General features: G+C 46.2%; 14 protein-coding genes and 1 pseudogene. 8 read left to right on the top strand and 7 right to left on the bottom strand.

Features of this window, described 5'->3' with window-relative positions; translation table 11 throughout:
* Positions 1–498, bottom strand: a 498-nt coding sequence (locus ABY802_RS12415) for a cation:proton antiporter (RefSeq protein ID WP_372627457.1), incomplete at its 3' end; no start/stop codon positions are given.
* On the opposite strand from ABY802_RS12415, the gene ABY802_RS12410 reads away from it, so the two are divergent.
* The 3 genes from ABY802_RS12410 to ABY802_RS12400 all read left to right on the top strand — a co-directional run bounded on the left by ABY802_RS12410 (position 493) and on the right by ABY802_RS12400 (position 2289).
* The gene (locus ABY802_RS12410) at positions 493–741 is read left to right on the top strand and encodes a hypothetical protein (protein WP_372627456.1); all 249 of its coding nucleotides are present in this window, start codon (positions 493–495) and stop codon (positions 739–741) included. The two genes, ABY802_RS12415 and ABY802_RS12410, sit on opposite strands and share 6 nt — an antisense overlap.
* Positions 742–867: 126 nt before the next feature.
* Positions 868–1782, top strand: a complete 915-nt coding sequence (locus ABY802_RS12405; protein WP_372627455.1) for a hypothetical protein — start codon at positions 868–870, stop codon at positions 1780–1782.
* Between the two features lie 6 nt (positions 1783–1788).
* Entirely contained in the window at positions 1789–2289 is a 501-nt protein-coding gene (locus tag ABY802_RS12400; RefSeq protein ID WP_372627454.1) for a M48 family metallopeptidase, read from the top strand.
* On the opposite strand, the gene ABY802_RS12395 is transcribed toward ABY802_RS12400, so the two are convergent.
* Positions 2286–3470, bottom strand: coding sequence for a nuclease-related domain-containing protein (locus ABY802_RS12395; protein ID WP_372627453.1), 1185 nt, complete (start codon positions 3468–3470; stop codon positions 2286–2288). The two genes, ABY802_RS12400 and ABY802_RS12395, sit on opposite strands and share 4 nt — an antisense overlap.
* Before the next feature lie 158 nt (positions 3471–3628).
* Between ABY802_RS12395 and ABY802_RS12390 the strand changes: the two genes are divergently transcribed.
* Entirely contained in the window at positions 3629–3997 is a 369-nt protein-coding gene (locus tag ABY802_RS12390; RefSeq protein WP_372627452.1) for a DUF2237 family protein, read from the top strand.
* Between the two features lie 75 nt (positions 3998–4072).
* Here ABY802_RS12390 and ABY802_RS12385 read toward each other — a convergent pair whose 3' ends face one another.
* Both ABY802_RS12385 and ABY802_RS12380 read right to left on the bottom strand, forming a co-directional pair.
* On the bottom strand, positions 4073–4825 hold the full coding sequence (locus tag ABY802_RS12385; RefSeq protein ID WP_372627451.1) for a DUF4097 family beta strand repeat-containing protein: 753 nt from the start codon (positions 4823–4825) through the stop codon (positions 4073–4075).
* A 192-nt stretch (positions 4826–5017) separates the two neighbouring features.
* Complete coding sequence (locus ABY802_RS12380) at positions 5018–5587, bottom strand: YqaA family protein (protein ID WP_372627450.1); 570 nt, start codon at positions 5585–5587, stop codon at positions 5018–5020.
* Between the two features lie 258 nt (positions 5588–5845).
* Here ABY802_RS12380 and ABY802_RS12375 point away from each other — a divergent pair, with 258 nt between their 5' ends.
* Positions 5846–6568, top strand: a complete 723-nt coding sequence (locus ABY802_RS12375; protein ID WP_372627449.1) for a PepSY domain-containing protein — start codon at positions 5846–5848, stop codon at positions 6566–6568.
* On the opposite strand, the gene ABY802_RS12370 is transcribed toward ABY802_RS12375, so the two are convergent.
* Complete coding sequence (locus ABY802_RS12370; RefSeq protein WP_372627448.1) at positions 6569–9343, bottom strand: hypothetical protein; 2775 nt, start codon at positions 9341–9343, stop codon at positions 6569–6571.
* A 304-nt stretch (positions 9344–9647) separates the two neighbouring features.
* On the opposite strand from ABY802_RS12370, the gene ABY802_RS12365 reads away from it, so the two are divergent.
* From ABY802_RS12365 to ABY802_RS12355, 3 genes and pseudogenes are all read left to right on the top strand, one after another.
* The gene (locus tag ABY802_RS12365) at positions 9648–10442 is read left to right on the top strand and encodes an acyl-CoA thioesterase (RefSeq protein ID WP_372627447.1); all 795 of its coding nucleotides are present in this window, start codon (positions 9648–9650) and stop codon (positions 10440–10442) included.
* 24 nt (positions 10443–10466) lie between these two features.
* Positions 10467–10697: pseudogene (locus ABY802_RS12360) on the top strand (Rho-binding antiterminator); the annotation flags it as partial.
* 370 nt (positions 10698–11067) lie between these two features.
* Entirely contained in the window at positions 11068–11505 is a 438-nt protein-coding gene (locus tag ABY802_RS12355; RefSeq protein WP_372627446.1) for a DUF2846 domain-containing protein, read from the top strand.
* A gap of 244 nt (positions 11506–11749) precedes the next feature.
* On the opposite strand, the gene ABY802_RS12350 is transcribed toward ABY802_RS12355, so the two are convergent.
* Both ABY802_RS12350 and ABY802_RS12345 read right to left on the bottom strand, forming a co-directional pair.
* Positions 11750–14890 carry a TonB-dependent receptor domain-containing protein gene (locus ABY802_RS12350; protein WP_372627445.1) on the bottom strand — a complete coding sequence of 1047 codons (3141 nt, stop codon included), beginning with the start codon at positions 14888–14890 and terminating at the stop codon, positions 11750–11752.
* A gap of 321 nt (positions 14891–15211) precedes the next feature.
* Positions 15212–16938: sulfotransferase (locus tag ABY802_RS12345; RefSeq protein ID WP_372627444.1), on the bottom strand; the 1727-nt coding region annotated here is incomplete at its 5' end.

Here is a 16938-nt window from a genome sequence, read left to right as displayed (position 1 = left end):
TGTCAGCACCGCCAGCAATACGCCAACCGGATCGTTTACTATCCCTTCCCATTTCAGCAAGGACGACGATTCCCGGTTGAGCCTTGCCTGATGTAGCAGCGGTAAAATAACGGTTGGCCCGGTTACCACCAGAATAGCCCCTAATACCCAGGATACCGGCCAGCTTAACCCGGCAACATAGTGCGCGGCAGCGGCGCCAAAAACCCAGGCTAGTGGCGGCGCCACGATTGTTAAGCGGCCAATACCATGGCCTACCCGGCGAAACTCACCCAGTTTCAGATCCATGCCGCCTTCAAACAGTATAATCGCCACGCCCATGCCTATCAGCTCAGTCAGCTCGGTTTGCGACATAGCTAAGTTAATCACTCCGGTTACCGGCCCCAGGATCAGGCCGGTTGCAATCAAAATAACAATAGCGGGGATCCGAATGCGCCAGGCAAGCCATTGGCTGGCAAGGCCGGCACTAAGCATGATCAGCAACAGGGTGGCAGTATGCATGAAAACTCCATTTTAGTTGGCGGGCATAGCCAGCGCAGTACCAGTGAACTCGCGATGGCATTAAAAAGTGAATGTCGTCGCCATGTTGTCAGAAGGCTCGGTCAACTGGGCAACGACTTCTCATTGAATTATCAGGCGTTATGCCAGGCACATTACCATGAGCATAAAACAGAACAAATAAATTTGCCCCACAATTTCTGCCCAGCGCCGGATAAAGTAGCAGAAGTACAGCAGCTGAGGTAATGATGGCGCATAGCCACTATTGTGCAATAGCAATGTTGCGGATATGCCAGCTGCTGTTATTTATTCAAGTTGATTTACACCATATTAGTTATTATGGTTTCACTGTTCTAAAGAAAAGACAGGGATATGAGTTTGAAAAAATTACTGACAGGCCTACTGCTGTTAACAATATGGCCGCTGTTAGCTGATAGCCGGATTGGTAAATGGTGTGAGTCGGACGATGGCGGTGATAGTTGTCATGGCTATGTCTCTTACTTTTCCAATGGTGATGTATATGCCTATGGCGTCATTGACGATATGTTTTACATCGCTACTGGTGACTGGCGTCAAGTTGGCAAACAGTCCTGCCTTAACCTTACCTACAGCATATTTGATGTTACCAATGAGCAGCCGTACCCCATAGATGAATACAACTTTTGTAATGAGGTAGTGTTAATCAGTGCTGATACTTTTCGCTATCGTAGCGAATCAGGTAGCATAGAAACGATGTACCGATTCAGCAATGTCGCAGACCACAGTATGTCTCCGTTGCCACAGTATTTGGTTGATAACGCCAGTCAAATCAAACCAGACAAACTGTTCCTGAATGTTCCTGCTGGTAAGTACGGACTTTATCCACTGCCACTGCAATTGGCGCCAGCCAACGTCAGCTTCATGTTATCTTTAGATACCAACACACCTGCTAACCTTAGCAAAGAACAGGACAAACAGGAGCAGTGGCTGCCCTATACCCATGTGCAGTGGGGTGATCCTGAAGGGACCCATATGCGTGTTTCTCTGCACCTGCCATTAGAGAGCCCCGAGCACGTTACACTTGCACTGGAGTACCACCAACCGGGAAAAGTACCGTTCAAAAAGCGCATCGCTGATGATATTGTTCGCGGCGAGCCAGTATTAATTCAGCTGGCCTGGCAGCCAGACGGAACCACTTCTCTGAGTTATAACAAGCAGACCATGCAATACCAACTGCCGCTGCAGCAATGGCAAAGTTACTTTATGGCATCTAATGCCAAAGCGACTTTTCAGCGGTTGACGGACTAGTCAGGCATGCAGGATTTGCTCTACCTTCGTCATTACTCTGATAGCCTGCAACAGCAAGTGCGTCAGCTACTGGCTGACAACAAGCTGGGTACGGTATTACAACAACGTTACCCCGAACAGAGCCATGCGGTGCAGACCGATAAAGCGCTGTATGTGCTTACCATGGAGCTAAAGCGGCAATGGCTGAAAAGCAGTGAGCCAATAAGTAAGGTGGTGTTTGACCCGAAAATACATGTTATCAATAATGCTCTGGGCACCCATACCCAAATTAGCCGGGTGCAGGGTGGCAAGTTAAAAAGCAAAAATGAAATACGGGTAGCAGCACTGCTGAAGCAACTGCCACTGCCGTTATTGCAAATGGTGGTGGTACACGAGCTGGCGCACCTGCGAGAGAAAGATCATAGCAAAGCCTTTTACAAACTTTGCCAGCATATGCAACCCGATTACCATCAACTGGAGCTGGATTTACGCTTATTTCTTACCCTGTCTGACAGCGCCGGGCGTTAAAGCGCAGTACTGGCCTGGCGTAGCAGCGCTGCAAATCGATTTAGCTGATCATCATCAAAGCACGGTTCTTCAAATTTCTTCAGATAAACAGAGGTGGTATCAACGTAGGTGACATTGGCTGGCATTTCCGTTTTAAAATGGGCTACCCGGCTAAACGCCACCACCGAATGCACATGCTGTGCTAAATCAGTACCTTGCAACTGCAAATGGTGCTTAATTGCTTCCATATTTTTAAAGTTCTGATGCAACGGATTCATAAATTGCTTTTTACTGCCAAAGTATTGCCGCTGCCAGTTTGCTTGCGCCACCTCGCCATAGATATTGCCGCGCTCACCTTTTACCAGAATAACAAAAATGCCAAAAGGGCTAAGCACCAGGTGGTCGACCACCACTAGCTCTTCTTTGGCTGTCAGTAGTTTAAGTTTACGAAAATGGCGGTAACCCCGCGCCAGACGCCAGCGTAACAAGCGGTTTAATTTATACTCGGCAAAAATGCCTTTAAAGCCCGGCAGGTTAAGGCCTAGCCAGTTAGTCAGTAAAAACACGGCCAGTAAAAAAGCCAGAATATTGGCAAGAACCAGCGGTAAATTGGTTAGCAGCTGTTTTAGCAGGTTGTCATAATGCCACCAGTTGCCGGTATCTGCTGGGGCGGGCACAATGACCGGCACCGGCACAAATTTCTCTGACGGCTCAATTAGTTCGTTGCCAGCTTCAGAATTATTCGTAGCAGGCTCAGCAGAAGCGCTATCGCGCGCTCCCGCCGCGGTGTTATCCATACTCTGCACCGGTTCAGGCGCAGCTTGCAGTAATTCTTCAGCAACGATCACCGGGCTGGCCACTTCGGGCACCGATTGCTCCGCTGCTACCTGTTCTGTTTCAGTTTGCTCTTGCTCAGGTTCTGCGGTACTGAGCACTTCCGGGGTGGCCTGCTGAGGCGCCGGTGTAACAACCGTATCGTCCCTACGAGCTTGCTGTGCCGGTGGCGTAGCTCTGGTAGGCCTGAGGCATTTTTTGTCATACTCGCTTTTGGCATTGCGGTAATTACTACTTTGCGGCTGTGAGCTGAAACGCTGTACTTGCTGGTCGAGCAAAATACAAGCGCCCTCTGAATATTGTTGCAGGCCAGATGCCTGAACAGAAATCAGCAGTAGCAGCGGCAAAAAAAATGACATCCAACGCATAGATTGTCCCGTTGTGATTATTCACTGATGCTAGCAAGGGAATCATATTGCAGCAATAGCTGTTTTAGCATGATGCTACTTAAGCTGTTTCTCTTTATAAATTAATAGCGATGCGTTGTTATCATCGCCAGTCACTTACGACGCAAAAAAGGAGTCCTATGACAGTTGCGCCACTTAACGTGCTTGGCCAGCCACTGCAAGCGTGTTGTTTCTCGCCGGTTACCGGTTTCTTTCGTGATGGATACTGCCGGACTAACCGTCAAGATAGTGGCAGCCATGTTATTTGCGCCAAGCTTACCGATGCATTTTTGCAGTATACCCTGGCCCAGGGCAACGACTTAATTACACCAAAACCAGAGTGGGATTTCCCGGGCCTGAAAGCGGGTGATCACTGGTGTTTATGTGCCATACGCTGGCAAGAGGCAGTGGCGGCTGGTGTGGCGCCGCCAGTAAGACTAAGTGCCTGCCAGGCCAAAGCACTTGAATATGTGTCGCTATCATTGCTACAACAGTATGCGATAGATTAACCGCAACGTTGCTTTGCAATGGCACAGACGACTCGTTTTATCTCATCGCCTGTGTTTAGGGATGACCTTGTCAGGTTAGTCGTTGATATTGACCGGGCCATTAATGGCGTTGATTTTTAAGCCACCCGAGCCGCCGTCCAGAATGGTCAGGCCGCCGGCACCATCAACATTAATATCACCCGAGCCATCATCAATTGTCACCAAGCCACCGATCTGGCTGATTTGCAGGTTTCCCGAACCATCTTCAACCGTTACCTTGCCCTGCACCTGTGCAATGTAGGCATTACCCGAGCCATCTTCAAGGGTTAAGTTGCCGCTAAGCTGACTGATATACAGATCGCCCGAGCCATCAACAACTTTGGCATTATTGCCTCCTTCAATGGTTAAATTGCCAGAGCCATCCTCAATATTGAGGTCACCTTGCAGGCCACGAATTTCAGCATCGCCTGAACCATCTTCCAAGGTAAGGGCCAGCCGTGCCGGTACTCTTACCACAACATCCATATAAGGGCTGTTACCGCTATTAAAGCTGCTGGCAAAACCGGCTTCCAGCACCGCGCTGTTGCCACTGCTGACTAATGACAATCTGATATCTTCGCTATCGTAGTAATAAATGCTGGCCTGCACATCAATGGTCTGCCGCCCTGCTTCACCAATAATTTCCAGCTTGCCGGCACCGGTATCTGCCACCAGCTCGCTTAAATTTACTGCATCAAGGGTAAGGTTACGTTGTTCATGCTGCCTGTCACCTGCATGGCCATTACCCACATAGATTACACAACCACTTAATAGTGTTGCTGCGGCGATACTGAGAATACCGGTTTTCATAGTGCTTCCTTTTTAGTTTGTTGTTAAAAGCTATCATGTCGCGTTGCTTTAGCAAAATACATAAGCAAAATAAGTGCCTACATTATATTCATATAAATCATTAACTTAAAATTTAGCTATACCAACATTCAGGAATAATTCACTACTAACTGGTGTATTTGACTAATTATCCGGCCCGTTGCAACAACGCGTTTATTTAAAGATAAACCAGAGCCAGATACCAGCCAGCACCAGCAAACACGCACCAATTTGCTTAGAATAACGCTGCCATAAGTTAAGGGCTGCGTCACCGGCAAAATGCACCAATAATGCCAGACCATAGTAGCGGGTAGAGCGGGAGATGCCGATCGCCAGCAAAAACATCAGAAAGGAATAACCTGTAGCACCGGCAGCCAGCATGGCAATTTGTAACGGAGTCGGGCTGATACCCACAGCCAGAATAGCCTTAAAACCGTTGTTTTCAATGTCGCTGCTGAAGCTGTCAAACGCTTCAGCTCCACCAAAAAAGCTGACCAGGGTATCACCCCACTGCTCCATTGCCAGCAGCCCCAGCCAATATCCCAGGGCAGCAGCGGTTAGGTTGCCGGCCAGCGCCACGGTAGCGATGGTCCAGCGCCGCCGACGCTTCGTCAGCATCCAGGGGATTAAAATGGCTTCTATCGGTATAGGGATCAGCAATGTTTCCATCATTGATAAAAAAAACAACAGCGGTAACGCATATGAAGCGCCGTCCAACCGGTCAAGCCAGGTTTGGGCAGACAATTATTTAGAATGCAGCATTGGGTAATATGCCTCCATGACATTGCTGACAACAGGCTGCCACGCACGTTAAGCGTAAGATGTTGTATATTTCGGTAAAGTATATCGAAATAACCCTCATTGCAAAAACCAAGGTGTATCAGCCAATATCAGGCACTTTGTCTTGCTTTCCGCCTGAACCCTAGCGCAGCTATTTGCAGCTTTACAACGCGGTTGGTTTTCTGGTTTTATAACTAACCGATTATTTAAGAATCACAATAAATGCTGAAACTGTGTCGCGCCTTGCATAATTGGCTTGGCTTGCTGTTGGTTATTCAAATCACGTTGTGGTTTGTAAGCGGTTTGGTAATGGCGGTGTTACCCATTGAACAGGTAAGAGGCGAACATCTGCGCCAGCTTGTCAGCACCAACTGGCAACAGGCACAGGTAAGCCCACAGCAAGTATTGCAGCAACATAGTGCCCAGGCTATTCTCAGCCTGAGCCAACGCCTTACCTGGCAAAGCAATACCCTTATCGCCACACCGGTCTATCTGGTTAATGACAGCGGCAACATGCATCGCTATAACGCCCAGACCGGCACGCTGCTGCCAGAACTTACCGATCAGGATATCCGCCAGCTGGGTCAGGCCCAGTACCAGGGTGATGGCCAGCTCAGTAGCACGCTGCTGCTAGAACAACTGCCGCAAGAAGTAAAACAGCTGCCCGCGCCGCTATGGCAGCTGCAATTTGCCGATAGCGAAAACAGCCGTTTTTACCTCGACCCTGCTACCGGGGCAGTAATGCGGGTGCGCACTGACAACTGGCGCTGGTTCGATTTTTTCTGGATGCTGCATATTATGGATTATCAGGATCGTAGCAATTTTAATAACCCGCTACTTATCACGTTCTCCGCCAGTGCTCTGCTATTTACCTTTAGTGGCATGGTGCTGTTATGGCGCCGTTTTCGGCCACGCAGAAGGAAAATGATAGTGGCAAAACCATAGTTAATTCTGTCGCTCCACCGCACCAATATCAGACAATGCCTGACCATCACCATTGCCGTCTACAGGCCTTGCCTGACTGAAGATATCATCAGTCACTGCTGAGCTTGCCGCCGTATCAATTACCGCAGAACCAGCAAGCGGAATACCGGCATGATTAAGCCCGGCAGCACCCATGATACTAGCCGCTAATGTATAAGGGACATTTCCGGTCCTGACCGGGTAAACGACTTGATCAAACAGATTGTTCAGGACTTCAATTTTCAGGTCTGGCTGGCTATCGAAATTTTGCATAGCAAAGTTAAGTGCGACTGCCGTTGTTACTGCACTAAACACGTTGTTACGCGTCAACAACCTGGAAACTTTTGTTTCATTAGCTGGGCTAATGTTTATGAACTCATCTATTTCACTAATGGTATTGTGCTCTACCCTGCTGAGGTAACCCCCTTCAAGGTAGATCGGTGAACAATAATTAGCTTGCATGCCATCGTTAACCATAAGATTGTTTTCATACACAAAATTATAAGGAGTCGCAGAGTCATTTTGCTGTAGTCTTAGTCGGTTGCACAAACTAATCGGATTGCCCCACGAAAATGAATGAGATAACGCAGCAGTGCTAAACTTATTCTTTTTCAGGGTTAAACTTCCCTGTGCCAAAATATCATTCCCTTCCAGCAGCAACTCGGGAATTGCCATTCTGTTTGAAGTCAGTGCTGCGCCTGAACTGCCGATTGTGATAGAGAGGTTCGCCAATGAGAAGCCTGTTATTTCACTACCTTTATCCATTCGTATCTGGCGTAACGAGTAATCATCATTATTAGTTTTACCCAGCAGGTAAGTTTGTTGATTTTCGCCCTGCAGGGTAACTTTCTTGGCGGTCAAATCAAGCCCTCCGACATAAATTTCAGCAGGAACAATAATTATACCTTCATCAGCAGAATCAATCTGTTGCTGCAACAGGCTTGCAGGCTGGCCCGAGATAACAGGAAACGACCATATCGCAGCAGGTTCGCTACTTTCAGCTACCATTATTTGAATTTCACCCATCCCCGTACCACTACTTGCAGGGGTAAACGTAATGTTTATGTCTGTCGTTGCCCCTCCATGAGCTACCACCAAGTTGGCACATTGCTTCCAGTCAACATCCTGCCGGCACACTACCTGACTGTTTCCCAACTCGTCAGGCATTACCACATTAACCGATATGCTAGACACAAAATCATATAAGCCACTTTGGGACAGCTTCAGCGTCATACTGCTTTGTTCACCCACTATCCCTAATAGGGAACCTATATCAGGGTTGGGCTGGGTCAAAGTAAAATTAAACTCTGCAGCCTGCCGGGATATCACGGCTGAAGCGGTGGTCTGTAAACTGGTATTCAGGCCAAGGGTATGGATAGATACACTGATAGGTGCATGAATTTCATTGATAAAAGACGATGGTGCCTCTAAAGAAACTGAGTGCTCGTATTGAGTGCTGACTTGAATGTATTCAATTCTACACCTCGCCTCAAGCCTATCACCTGTCACTGTGCAGTTATAATTTTGGTCACTGAACTGAAAAGGCAGCTCGGTTTTATATAGGAGCTCTACAGTATAAGCATCAGAACCAAAAGTGTGACTGATTGGGGTGCTAACATAAACTAGCTGGCTTTGCCGGCCAGGAGTATGGTTTAAAGAAACTGATAACTCATAAATAAACGGCAGGACAGTGATATCTTTTGGATCGCCAAGGTAAGTAAACTCTTCCAGATTACTAAAACCATCACCGTCCTGGTCGGTCAACGCATCAGATGCATTCTGTGGGTCAAAACCGAAATTAAGCTCCCACGCATCAGACATATCATCCCCGTCGGTATCGCGAAAATCTGTCATCATCTGAGTATTAAGGTAGTTGGCACGATACTGGTAAGTAAATGCATTATCACCGGTAAGGCTAAAATGATGGCTATATAGTGGTTGTGAATTAGTACCAGACTTTTTAAACTGCCAACTAAAAGTTTGGCCAGCAACTCCGGTGAACGCCAAATGGCCCTGCCGCTCGAGGCCATAAACCATAGAAGGTAATTTAAGTAATTGTGGCGTAGTTACGTCTACAAACCCTACGTCAGATAAATAAAGCCGCCCCCGAAATTGCATGCCCTCGCTCTGACATCCCTGACCATAAGCCCCAAATCGCTGGTCATAAAAGTTTTCAAAATACCATTGCTCATTAGTACCCTGAATACTCAACAACAGGTTGCTAAGATATTGCTCTGCATAGCAGCTGTTTGAAATGTCTTTTTGCCTGATACTTCCTCGCAGTACAAATTGTGCTGAATCATAACTGAGCACCGTATCTTGGTATATCATGAGCCCTTCAATTACATCACCTGCAACATTTCGGCGCACCACACGGAAAGTCGCGTCTCCGTTTAAAACAACGCCACCATCATTACAACCCGTGAAGAGAACAGCGAGTTCGGTGTTGGCTGCGTTGGGCCTTAATACCGCTACCCCGCCATCTGCACAGAGTTCTGTTGTATTTGCCTGTTCATCATCATACTCAGGTAATAGTTCTGGTTGCAGCATAGTGATTGCGCTCATAAAACGAGACACCGCAGACTTGTCTAAATTCGCTGCCGATTTCACACCCGTATACTGGCTACTTACATTAATATATTGTTGCAATGGGTCTGAACTGTTTCCGCCGCCTGAGCCACCGCCGATATTAGGATCTGAGCTACTGTCAGAACCACCACAGCCACTTATTAAGACTACTAACACAACGAATAACACGTTCCTACGCATATATATAATCCTGAATATTTAAGTATTTAAGGAAGGCCAGCTGAGGCAGGTTAACTAGAATAGCTATTGTCGCTGAACATTTATTTAACGTAAAACAAAATATGCTTGATCTATTCAACTTCTACCGCAACCTATTGTTAATTATTATAAATTTTTAATTAAAGCTTAGGTCTAAATATATAAAACGCGGTCATACTTTATTGAGCCAATGTCCAAGCTAAGCATGTTAAGCTAGGCCAACAGCAAATCAGCAAGTATCTAACATTCTTGCTATTAACCATGAGCAATTACCATGCATTTTTCTCAGGTGATGCAGCAGTTTGGCGCCAACAAGCCAGATAGCATTATTATTAATGTGCCAGCGGAGTGGGGCCAGGGCCGTGCCGTTTTTGGTGGTATGGCGGCGGCGCTGGCCATGGCCCACTTGCTACCGGTTATTCCGGATAACATGCCACTTCGTTCCGTTTCGGTTTCTTTTGTCGGGCCTTTAAATACCGGCGAGGCTAACGTTACGCGGCGCATTTTGCGCCAGGGCAAATCGGTTATTCAGGCGCAGGTAGAAATTAGCCAAGATAATCAGGTGGCGTTAGTTCTGCTGGCAAGCTTCGGCGCGGCGCGCCCCTCCGCCCATCAGCTTAATGCCGACACCGCACCACAGTGGCAGACTAACGAAACCCAAACGCTGCCCAAACAAGGGCCGGTACCCGAATTTACCACCCACTTTGACTACCGCATTTCCCATGGTCAACTGCCTTTTAGCAGCAGCGCATTACGCGAATTAGGTGGTGATATCCGACTAGCTGGCGATGAAAGTACTCAGGCTGGCATATTAGAGCTACTGGCACTGGTCGATGCCTGGCCACCCGTTAGTCTCACTTTGCTTAATAAACCGGCTCCTGCCAGTTCACTCACCTGGACCATTGAATTTATTGCTCATGATTTACCCTTTCAAACCAGTGAATGGTGGCGCTACCTGGCTGAAATTGAATATGGTGCCGATGGCTATCATCATATTGCCGCCAAATTATGGCAACCCGATGGCAAACTGGCCGCCATCAGCCGCCAGACGGTAACCGTATTTGCCTAGGAAAATAGTAAGCTTAACTGCGACTTACATGATTATGTTGAAATTGTCTGCCTGTATCATTATCCGCTGCAGCTAACATTACACTCTGGCGCCATTGTTACCGGTATAGCCTACACTACCTGCTATAACGACAACCGGCAGGAGTGCTTGGTAATTCAACATAAAGAGAGCAAGCAACAGGTTGTGCTGGACGACATTGCCCTGCTGCAAGTAACGGTAGCAAACCCGCATGTGCAGCAGATGCGGTTTAAATAACTTATAAGAGCCCGATTAACGCTTTCGCCCCGGCTTAATCATTAACATTTGGATCTGCCTCCTAACGTTCTTGACCCTCAACGCTCTTTCTAGCGGTTCTTAAAGTGTTGCTGACGGTAATAACAAAAGCCTAATGAACCTTTACGTAAATAGTTTAATTTTAAGCTGTCCGTAATATTAAATTTCACTTTCAGTGTTAATGCGATAGAAATAAATTATTTAATTTCGCTACAAGTATATTGAATAAGTTAATTTCCAGCGCTACTCTACGTATCGCATTCAATTCAGTATTTGTAATACGCCTACTCATTGCAGCACAGTGATTGAATAGCTTCAGGATAAAAAACTAACAATACATAAGGATGATTTCATGATTAAAAAGCTTATTCTTGCCGCAACTTTGCTGACATCAGTCGTTTTAACTGGCTGCGCCAGCGTGCCTATGGCAAGCCCGGAAATGGATACTCAGGCAAAACAATTTACTACTGTTCCAGACAAAGCGAAAATTTACATCTATCGTGATGAAAATATGGGTGCTGCGGTAAAAATGCCTGTTTTGCTAAATGGCATGTCTGTTGGTGATACTGTAGCAAAGTCTTATATTTTGCGCGAAGTAGAACCAGGTGAGCACACTATTTTATCCAAAACTGAAAATGACGCTGAGTTAACCCTGACAGCAAGCGCCGGCAATAACTACTATGTGTGGCAAGAAGTAAAAATGGGTACCTTTGCTGCACGCTCAAAGCTACATCTGGTTGACGAAGCTAAGGGCCAGAAGTCTGTAAAAGCATGCAAATTGGTTAAATAAAAGCGACTGTAAAGCAATAACAATCAAAACTGAAAAGCTGCATTTACCTTCAAATTGATAATAAAACAAAGGCTACATTTACGACCTTTGTTTTATCTAACTACCAGGAAACTTTAAGCAACCAGCTTCATTTTGAAGCTGCCTCTAATAATGAGTGAGAGAGTGAGTGAGATGCATGAGGCACTAGGTACCTCATACATCTAATTTCAACGCTATCATTTCACGTTAATTTTACGTGTTCACCTTACATGGTGTAATTAACACCCAAAAAGAATGTTCTTCCTCTGGGGCCAACAGGCCACGCTTGTTGTGTAACAAACGGCGACTCATCAGCGACGTTATTGATACCACCAAATATCACGATATCATCGCTGAATGTATAGCTTGCATTAATATCGTGGATTACTGTACTACCAAAGAAACCATTACCCGGTTTACCATATAACGGCGCATTGCCGTTAATGCCCAGCGAGCTTTCGACAGTGCCATAGGCTTGACGGCTCTGATAGGTGGTCTGCCAAGCAACGTTGACATCGCCACGTGTCCAACTTAACTCAAGATTGCCCGAGGTTTTCGGAACCTGAATTTCTTCCAGAACTACGTTCACATCGTTCGGGTCGAGTGGATTGAAAAAGCGATTAAGCGATTCTTGTCGTGTACCAACTACAGTGATACCAAAATCATTCTCTGCAACACTAAATTGATAATTAAAAGAAAAATCAATACCGTCGGCTTCAACACGTGCGAAATTCGAATCACCGGTAGTAAGGTCATTTAAACCACCATCAGCGCGTCGCGAGAATTGGTCACAGAAGCCTAGTGCAGGGAAGTTTTCTGAATCATAGCAACCGTTGAGGATTTCTGCTGCGCCAACAGCCGCAATCGCATCTTTAATTTTCACATCCCAATAATCTAGCGTGACAGTAAGTCCTTCAATAAATGTCGGTCTAAATACTGCACCCAAAGTTATTGTCTCAGCCGTTTCAACATCTAGATCCGGATTACCGCCTTCAGTACCTGAGAAGCGAGCAGTCAGAGGGTTGAGCCAGATATAATTGCCGTTAGCATCAAGAATATCTTCGGTCGGCACACCTAAGGCTTGCAAAGCTGCCACACAGTTTGCTTGTCTGAATGACGTGCCTGCAGCAATGTTATTAGGATCACACGGATCTGTATTCAAGTTAATCGTGATTGGGAGTTGCGGATCGAATAGTTCAGTAATGTTTGGTGCTCTTACTGCTTCCGAAATAGTACCGCGAATGTTTAAGCTCTGTACTGGGCTATACGAAAAACCCAATTTCCAAGTTGTTGCTTGACCTAGAGTTGAGTAGTCGGCGACTCTGACTGCACCATCAACCGTAAACTCATAGGCATATCGACGATCGAAAAATATCGGTAATCTGACTTCAAGGAACGCATCGATAACATCGTATTTACCGGCGGTATTAAACTGTTTGACGTTGTCTATACCAGTGAGAAAGTTTAACCACGGCGATACATCGCTCACTAATGCCCCAGGGGTAAATGAAGTACCTTGCGGTAAAATGCCTAGCTCTAGCGGATCCAGACGGTTGTCACTGGATTCTTCGCGATATTCAAGGCCGGTTGCATAACCAATCGCACCATCAAGGAAACTTTCAAACACTTCAAATTGGCCGACACCGGTAACTGAAATCACCGTTTGTTCAATCGTTAGTTGGTCTTGCTTGCGCGCAGTAATAAAGTCTTTCGCTGCTTGACTGATTGCACCCGCACCAAATGGATTTAATGGCGCACACTGACCATCGCCGGGTGTAAAGGTATAGTAGCGATCACTGAAGAAGTTACCGTCTGCATAGTTCACATTAAAGGCAAAATAGTCAATCTCGTAGGCGGCATTCGGGTCGAGGTCAGAACGACAAACGGCTGCGCCATTTGGCCCCATGACAGCGTCCATCGAAGCAAAAACCCTGTCCGTCATTTGGTCTGAGTAATCGGTGGTGTTTTTAAACCGACCGTGGTTAACCACAAATTCCAGTGAGTGATCTACATGATAGTACCATTCCAGCCCCGCAACAAAGCGCGTGGTTTCGCGTGTATAATTAGTTTCATCATCATCCCAGGTATAAGCATCCTGGGTAAGCAGTAACCCACCGGTTTGGTCAACAACCGGTTGTAATTGAGCGGGTATAAACGGGTTATCTGCTTGAATGAATAGGGTATCGTAGTATGAGTCATATTCGGCATAGAATGCGGTTTCAGCTTTAACGTATTTAGCTTCAAAAAACGTGTTAAGGTCATCAGTTAGCTGATAGTTACCATTCAGGTTAACCACGACCTTGTCTGTGGTTGGCATCAAGGTATCATTATCGAAGTTAAATTTTGCGCCATCGCCACCGCTGCTTAATAAACCGTCATAGATTGGACCATCTTGATTGACCCGAATACTGCCATCGGGGTTAGTCAACCAACAACCTGCCAGGAAGCTGGCTCTGCCACCTTGTGATTCTTGGCAGTCAGGAATGCCGTTATTATTGATATCGACATAGAGTTCATTTCTACCACCAAAGGTCGGTGCAATCGAACCGTCATTTGATGATAGCCAGTAGCGCACGTCAGTTGCTAAGATACGTTGTGGGCTGTTGGGGTCATTTTCATCGTAATCTGGATTTGGTACTACGGCACCTAAACCGTTATTGCGCGACCAGCTGCGGTCACCATGCAAAAGCTCTTCTTCTTTCTCAAGCGAAAGGGTTAATACAATATTGCCCTTATCATCATTAAAATTCTGACCAAATGCGCCGTCGAACGCGAAAGAGGAGCCACCGGCTTCTTCAGGTACCGCACCAACGACATTTAACTGAACACCTTCAAAATCATCTTTAAGAATAAAGTTGACTACGCCAGTTACCGCGTCTGCGCCATAAACCGCTGAAGCACCACCGGTAGTGACTTCCACACGTTCTACAAGCGCTCTGGGAATAGTACCGACATCAACCGCTGAGGTACCGCGGAAACCGGCTACATGACGACGACCATTGACCAAGGTTAGCGTCCGTGCGCTACCTAAGCCACGTAAATTTAGGGCGTTTGCACCTGTGTCAGTATTCTCTGCGGTAGTTGACGATATGAGTGCCGGGATGTCGTTAACAATGTCCGCCAAGTTCAGCTCACCAGAGCGGGCAATATCTTTACTGTCGAGAGATTGCATGGGTACTGAAGACATCACATTCGGGTCAGATGGAATGCGAGAACCGGTAATGTTGATAACTTCAACCGCCTTCTCTTTATCTGCTTGGGTTTCTTGGGCGTACGCGATACCAGCCGTTGTCATCCCCAAGGTAGTTGCAATACATAGCGATATCGCTGAGCGCGCAAAGCGGGGTGGCTTTAAGTGTTTATTCATGTGCTGCTCCTGAATTCCGAAGAAAATTGTCTGCTTATTCTTATTTTTGTTTAAACGATTATTCAAATGCTCAATGCTACTAAGCATGTTTAAGCATGTTCTATGCCACCAGCGTCAATCGTTGAGCAGAACAGATTAAAGCCACAAATCATCAGTTCAATAACACAGACCATCACCATATCAGTGCAATTAAACGCTCAAAAATAGTGCAAAAAGTCTTTCGCCAAGACAATCTGCTTTGCTATTTAAAATTAATTTAATGTTTAATGGTAAATATTTGATTCGATGCAATGGCGCTGAGTATTACAGGGTCAGGGGTGATTAATGCTTGTTGTCCGCGCCTGTGCCATCTTTGTGAACAATATCAATTAAATCAGCTAGTTGATCTTCCACTTTGCGCCACGCGCCAATGCCCTGGCGGTTTAGCGGCTTACGCACTTGCTCGCTACTTGCTGTATGAATATTTCTTTTTATTTTGTGAAAAGATAAGCATTGTTGCTCAAAAGGCAGACCAATTTTGGCTAACAATTTACGTATTTCGGTCTCGGGATCATTTATCAGGGATTCATATTCGAGCTTGTAAACCTTTGAAGGTATTGCATTGTCCCAGTGATCCATGAGCTTAACGTAAGAATTGTAGGCTGCACCAATGTGACTGAGGTTATAACTAAAATCTACGCCTGAATGAAAGTATTGCTTGTAAAGACTAAAACCACAATCCAATGGATTACGTCGAACGTCTATCACAATTGCATGGGGCAAAATCTTATGGATAAACCCGACTAATCGAAAGTTAAAGGGTTGCTTATCGATGAAAAACGAAGCGCTGCCAGTTCGGAACAGTGCACTGTCCTCTAAGTAAGCGTTACCTAATTGGGACAATTCTTCCGGACTCAGTTTGTCCAACGCGTGGGGTAAAGGTAAGCCATAGCGCTGCATACACAGGGTTTGTGCTCGGCTCTCTATAATCGGCAAGGTCGGTTGCTCCAACGTTGCTTCGATAGCACTATGACTAGCCAGAATTTGTTCCACCAATGTAGAGCCTGAGCGCGGCAAGCCAACAATGAAGATAGGAGTAATACGCTTTGCTACGCTATCTGCTTGTACGATCAAATTCTTTGCTGTGTAGGTATTGGTCCGCGTATTAAATTCGTTTTCTAACAGGCTTGGTTCATAGTATCCAGACACGCCCAAAGCATTGGCTTGATGGTAATACGACATCATTTGTGTCGGACTCGACTGTCCTTCACTTGCTTTCGCTAAAGCGAAGGCTGCGATACAACGCTTTCGCTTATCGAGATGCGTTGCAGTGACTATTTTGTTAATGTCTGCGCGCTCTATATCGGAAAATCCATAGTCTTTCATATCAGCCAAAGCCCACCATGCATCGGCATTGAGTGGGTCGGCGACAAGGCTGGCTTTTAACGCTGCGATCGATTCAGTTTTGTTGCCGATGATACGCAAAGCTTGGCCTTTGATGAGATCAATCTGACTTGCGCGTTGCGCGCTTTGGCCAACATAACGGCGAGCGCGTTCGCACGCGTCGAGCAAGTTGTCATACTGACCGTATTTAAGTAAGAGTCCAATTAAAGTCCACAGTGATTGAAACGTTTCATCTAAAACAACTAGCATGTTTGCCGCTTGTATTGCTTTACTAAAGTATCCGGCCGACGCATAGCTATTGATTAGCATATTTTGCAAGGTTAGATCTGCAGGATTAAAACTGATCGCACTTTCCAGCAAAGAAACACTGCGTTCGGGGTCATTTTGTTTAGTCGCAATGTGCGCCAGTGTGCAAATCGCTCTGGGGTGCGCAGGATACTTGGCTAGCATCGTATTGGCAATTTGCGTTGCCTCACTGAAGGCTAGCCGCTGTACCAAATGTTGAATTTGTTGAAAGCTTTGTATTAGCGGGTCGATACTCTGAGCATGAACACTGGCTTGCACGGCTTGTTTTAAATCGCCAACTTCAAACAAACATTTACTCAGCAGTGACCAGGCTTGATATGAATCAGGTTGTTCGCTTATCAAAGCTCTTAGCGTGACTA

The sequence above is a fragment of the Arsukibacterium sp. genome (assembly GCF_041616895.1).
Taxonomy (GTDB): domain Bacteria; phylum Pseudomonadota; class Gammaproteobacteria; order Enterobacterales; family Alteromonadaceae; genus Alishewanella.
The sequence above is the reverse complement of the archived record's forward strand: the minus strand, read 5'-3'. Positions and strand labels throughout refer to the sequence as shown.

Coding starts and splice junctions, on each gene's coding strand:
- ABY802_RS12410 (WP_372627456.1), top strand. CDS start 493: ATGCATGAAAACTCCATTTTAGTTGGCGGGCATAGCCAGCGCAGTACC.
- ABY802_RS12405 (WP_372627455.1), top strand. CDS start 868: ATGAGTTTGAAAAAATTACTGACAGGCCTACTGCTGTTAACAATATGG.
- ABY802_RS12400 (WP_372627454.1), top strand. CDS start 1,789: ATGCAGGATTTGCTCTACCTTCGTCATTACTCTGATAGCCTGCAACAG.
- ABY802_RS12395 (WP_372627453.1), bottom strand. CDS start 3,470: ATGCGTTGGATGTCATTTTTTTTGCCGCTGCTACTGCTGATTTCTGTT.
- ABY802_RS12390 (WP_372627452.1), top strand. CDS start 3,629: ATGACAGTTGCGCCACTTAACGTGCTTGGCCAGCCACTGCAAGCGTGT.
- ABY802_RS12385 (WP_372627451.1), bottom strand. CDS start 4,825: ATGAAAACCGGTATTCTCAGTATCGCCGCAGCAACACTATTAAGTGGT.
- ABY802_RS12375 (WP_372627449.1), top strand. CDS start 5,846: ATGCTGAAACTGTGTCGCGCCTTGCATAATTGGCTTGGCTTGCTGTTG.
- ABY802_RS12365 (WP_372627447.1), top strand. CDS start 9,648: ATGCATTTTTCTCAGGTGATGCAGCAGTTTGGCGCCAACAAGCCAGAT.
- ABY802_RS12355 (WP_372627446.1), top strand. CDS start 11,068: ATGATTAAAAAGCTTATTCTTGCCGCAACTTTGCTGACATCAGTCGTT.
- ABY802_RS12350 (WP_372627445.1), bottom strand. CDS start 14,890: ATGAATAAACACTTAAAGCCACCCCGCTTTGCGCGCTCAGCGATATCG.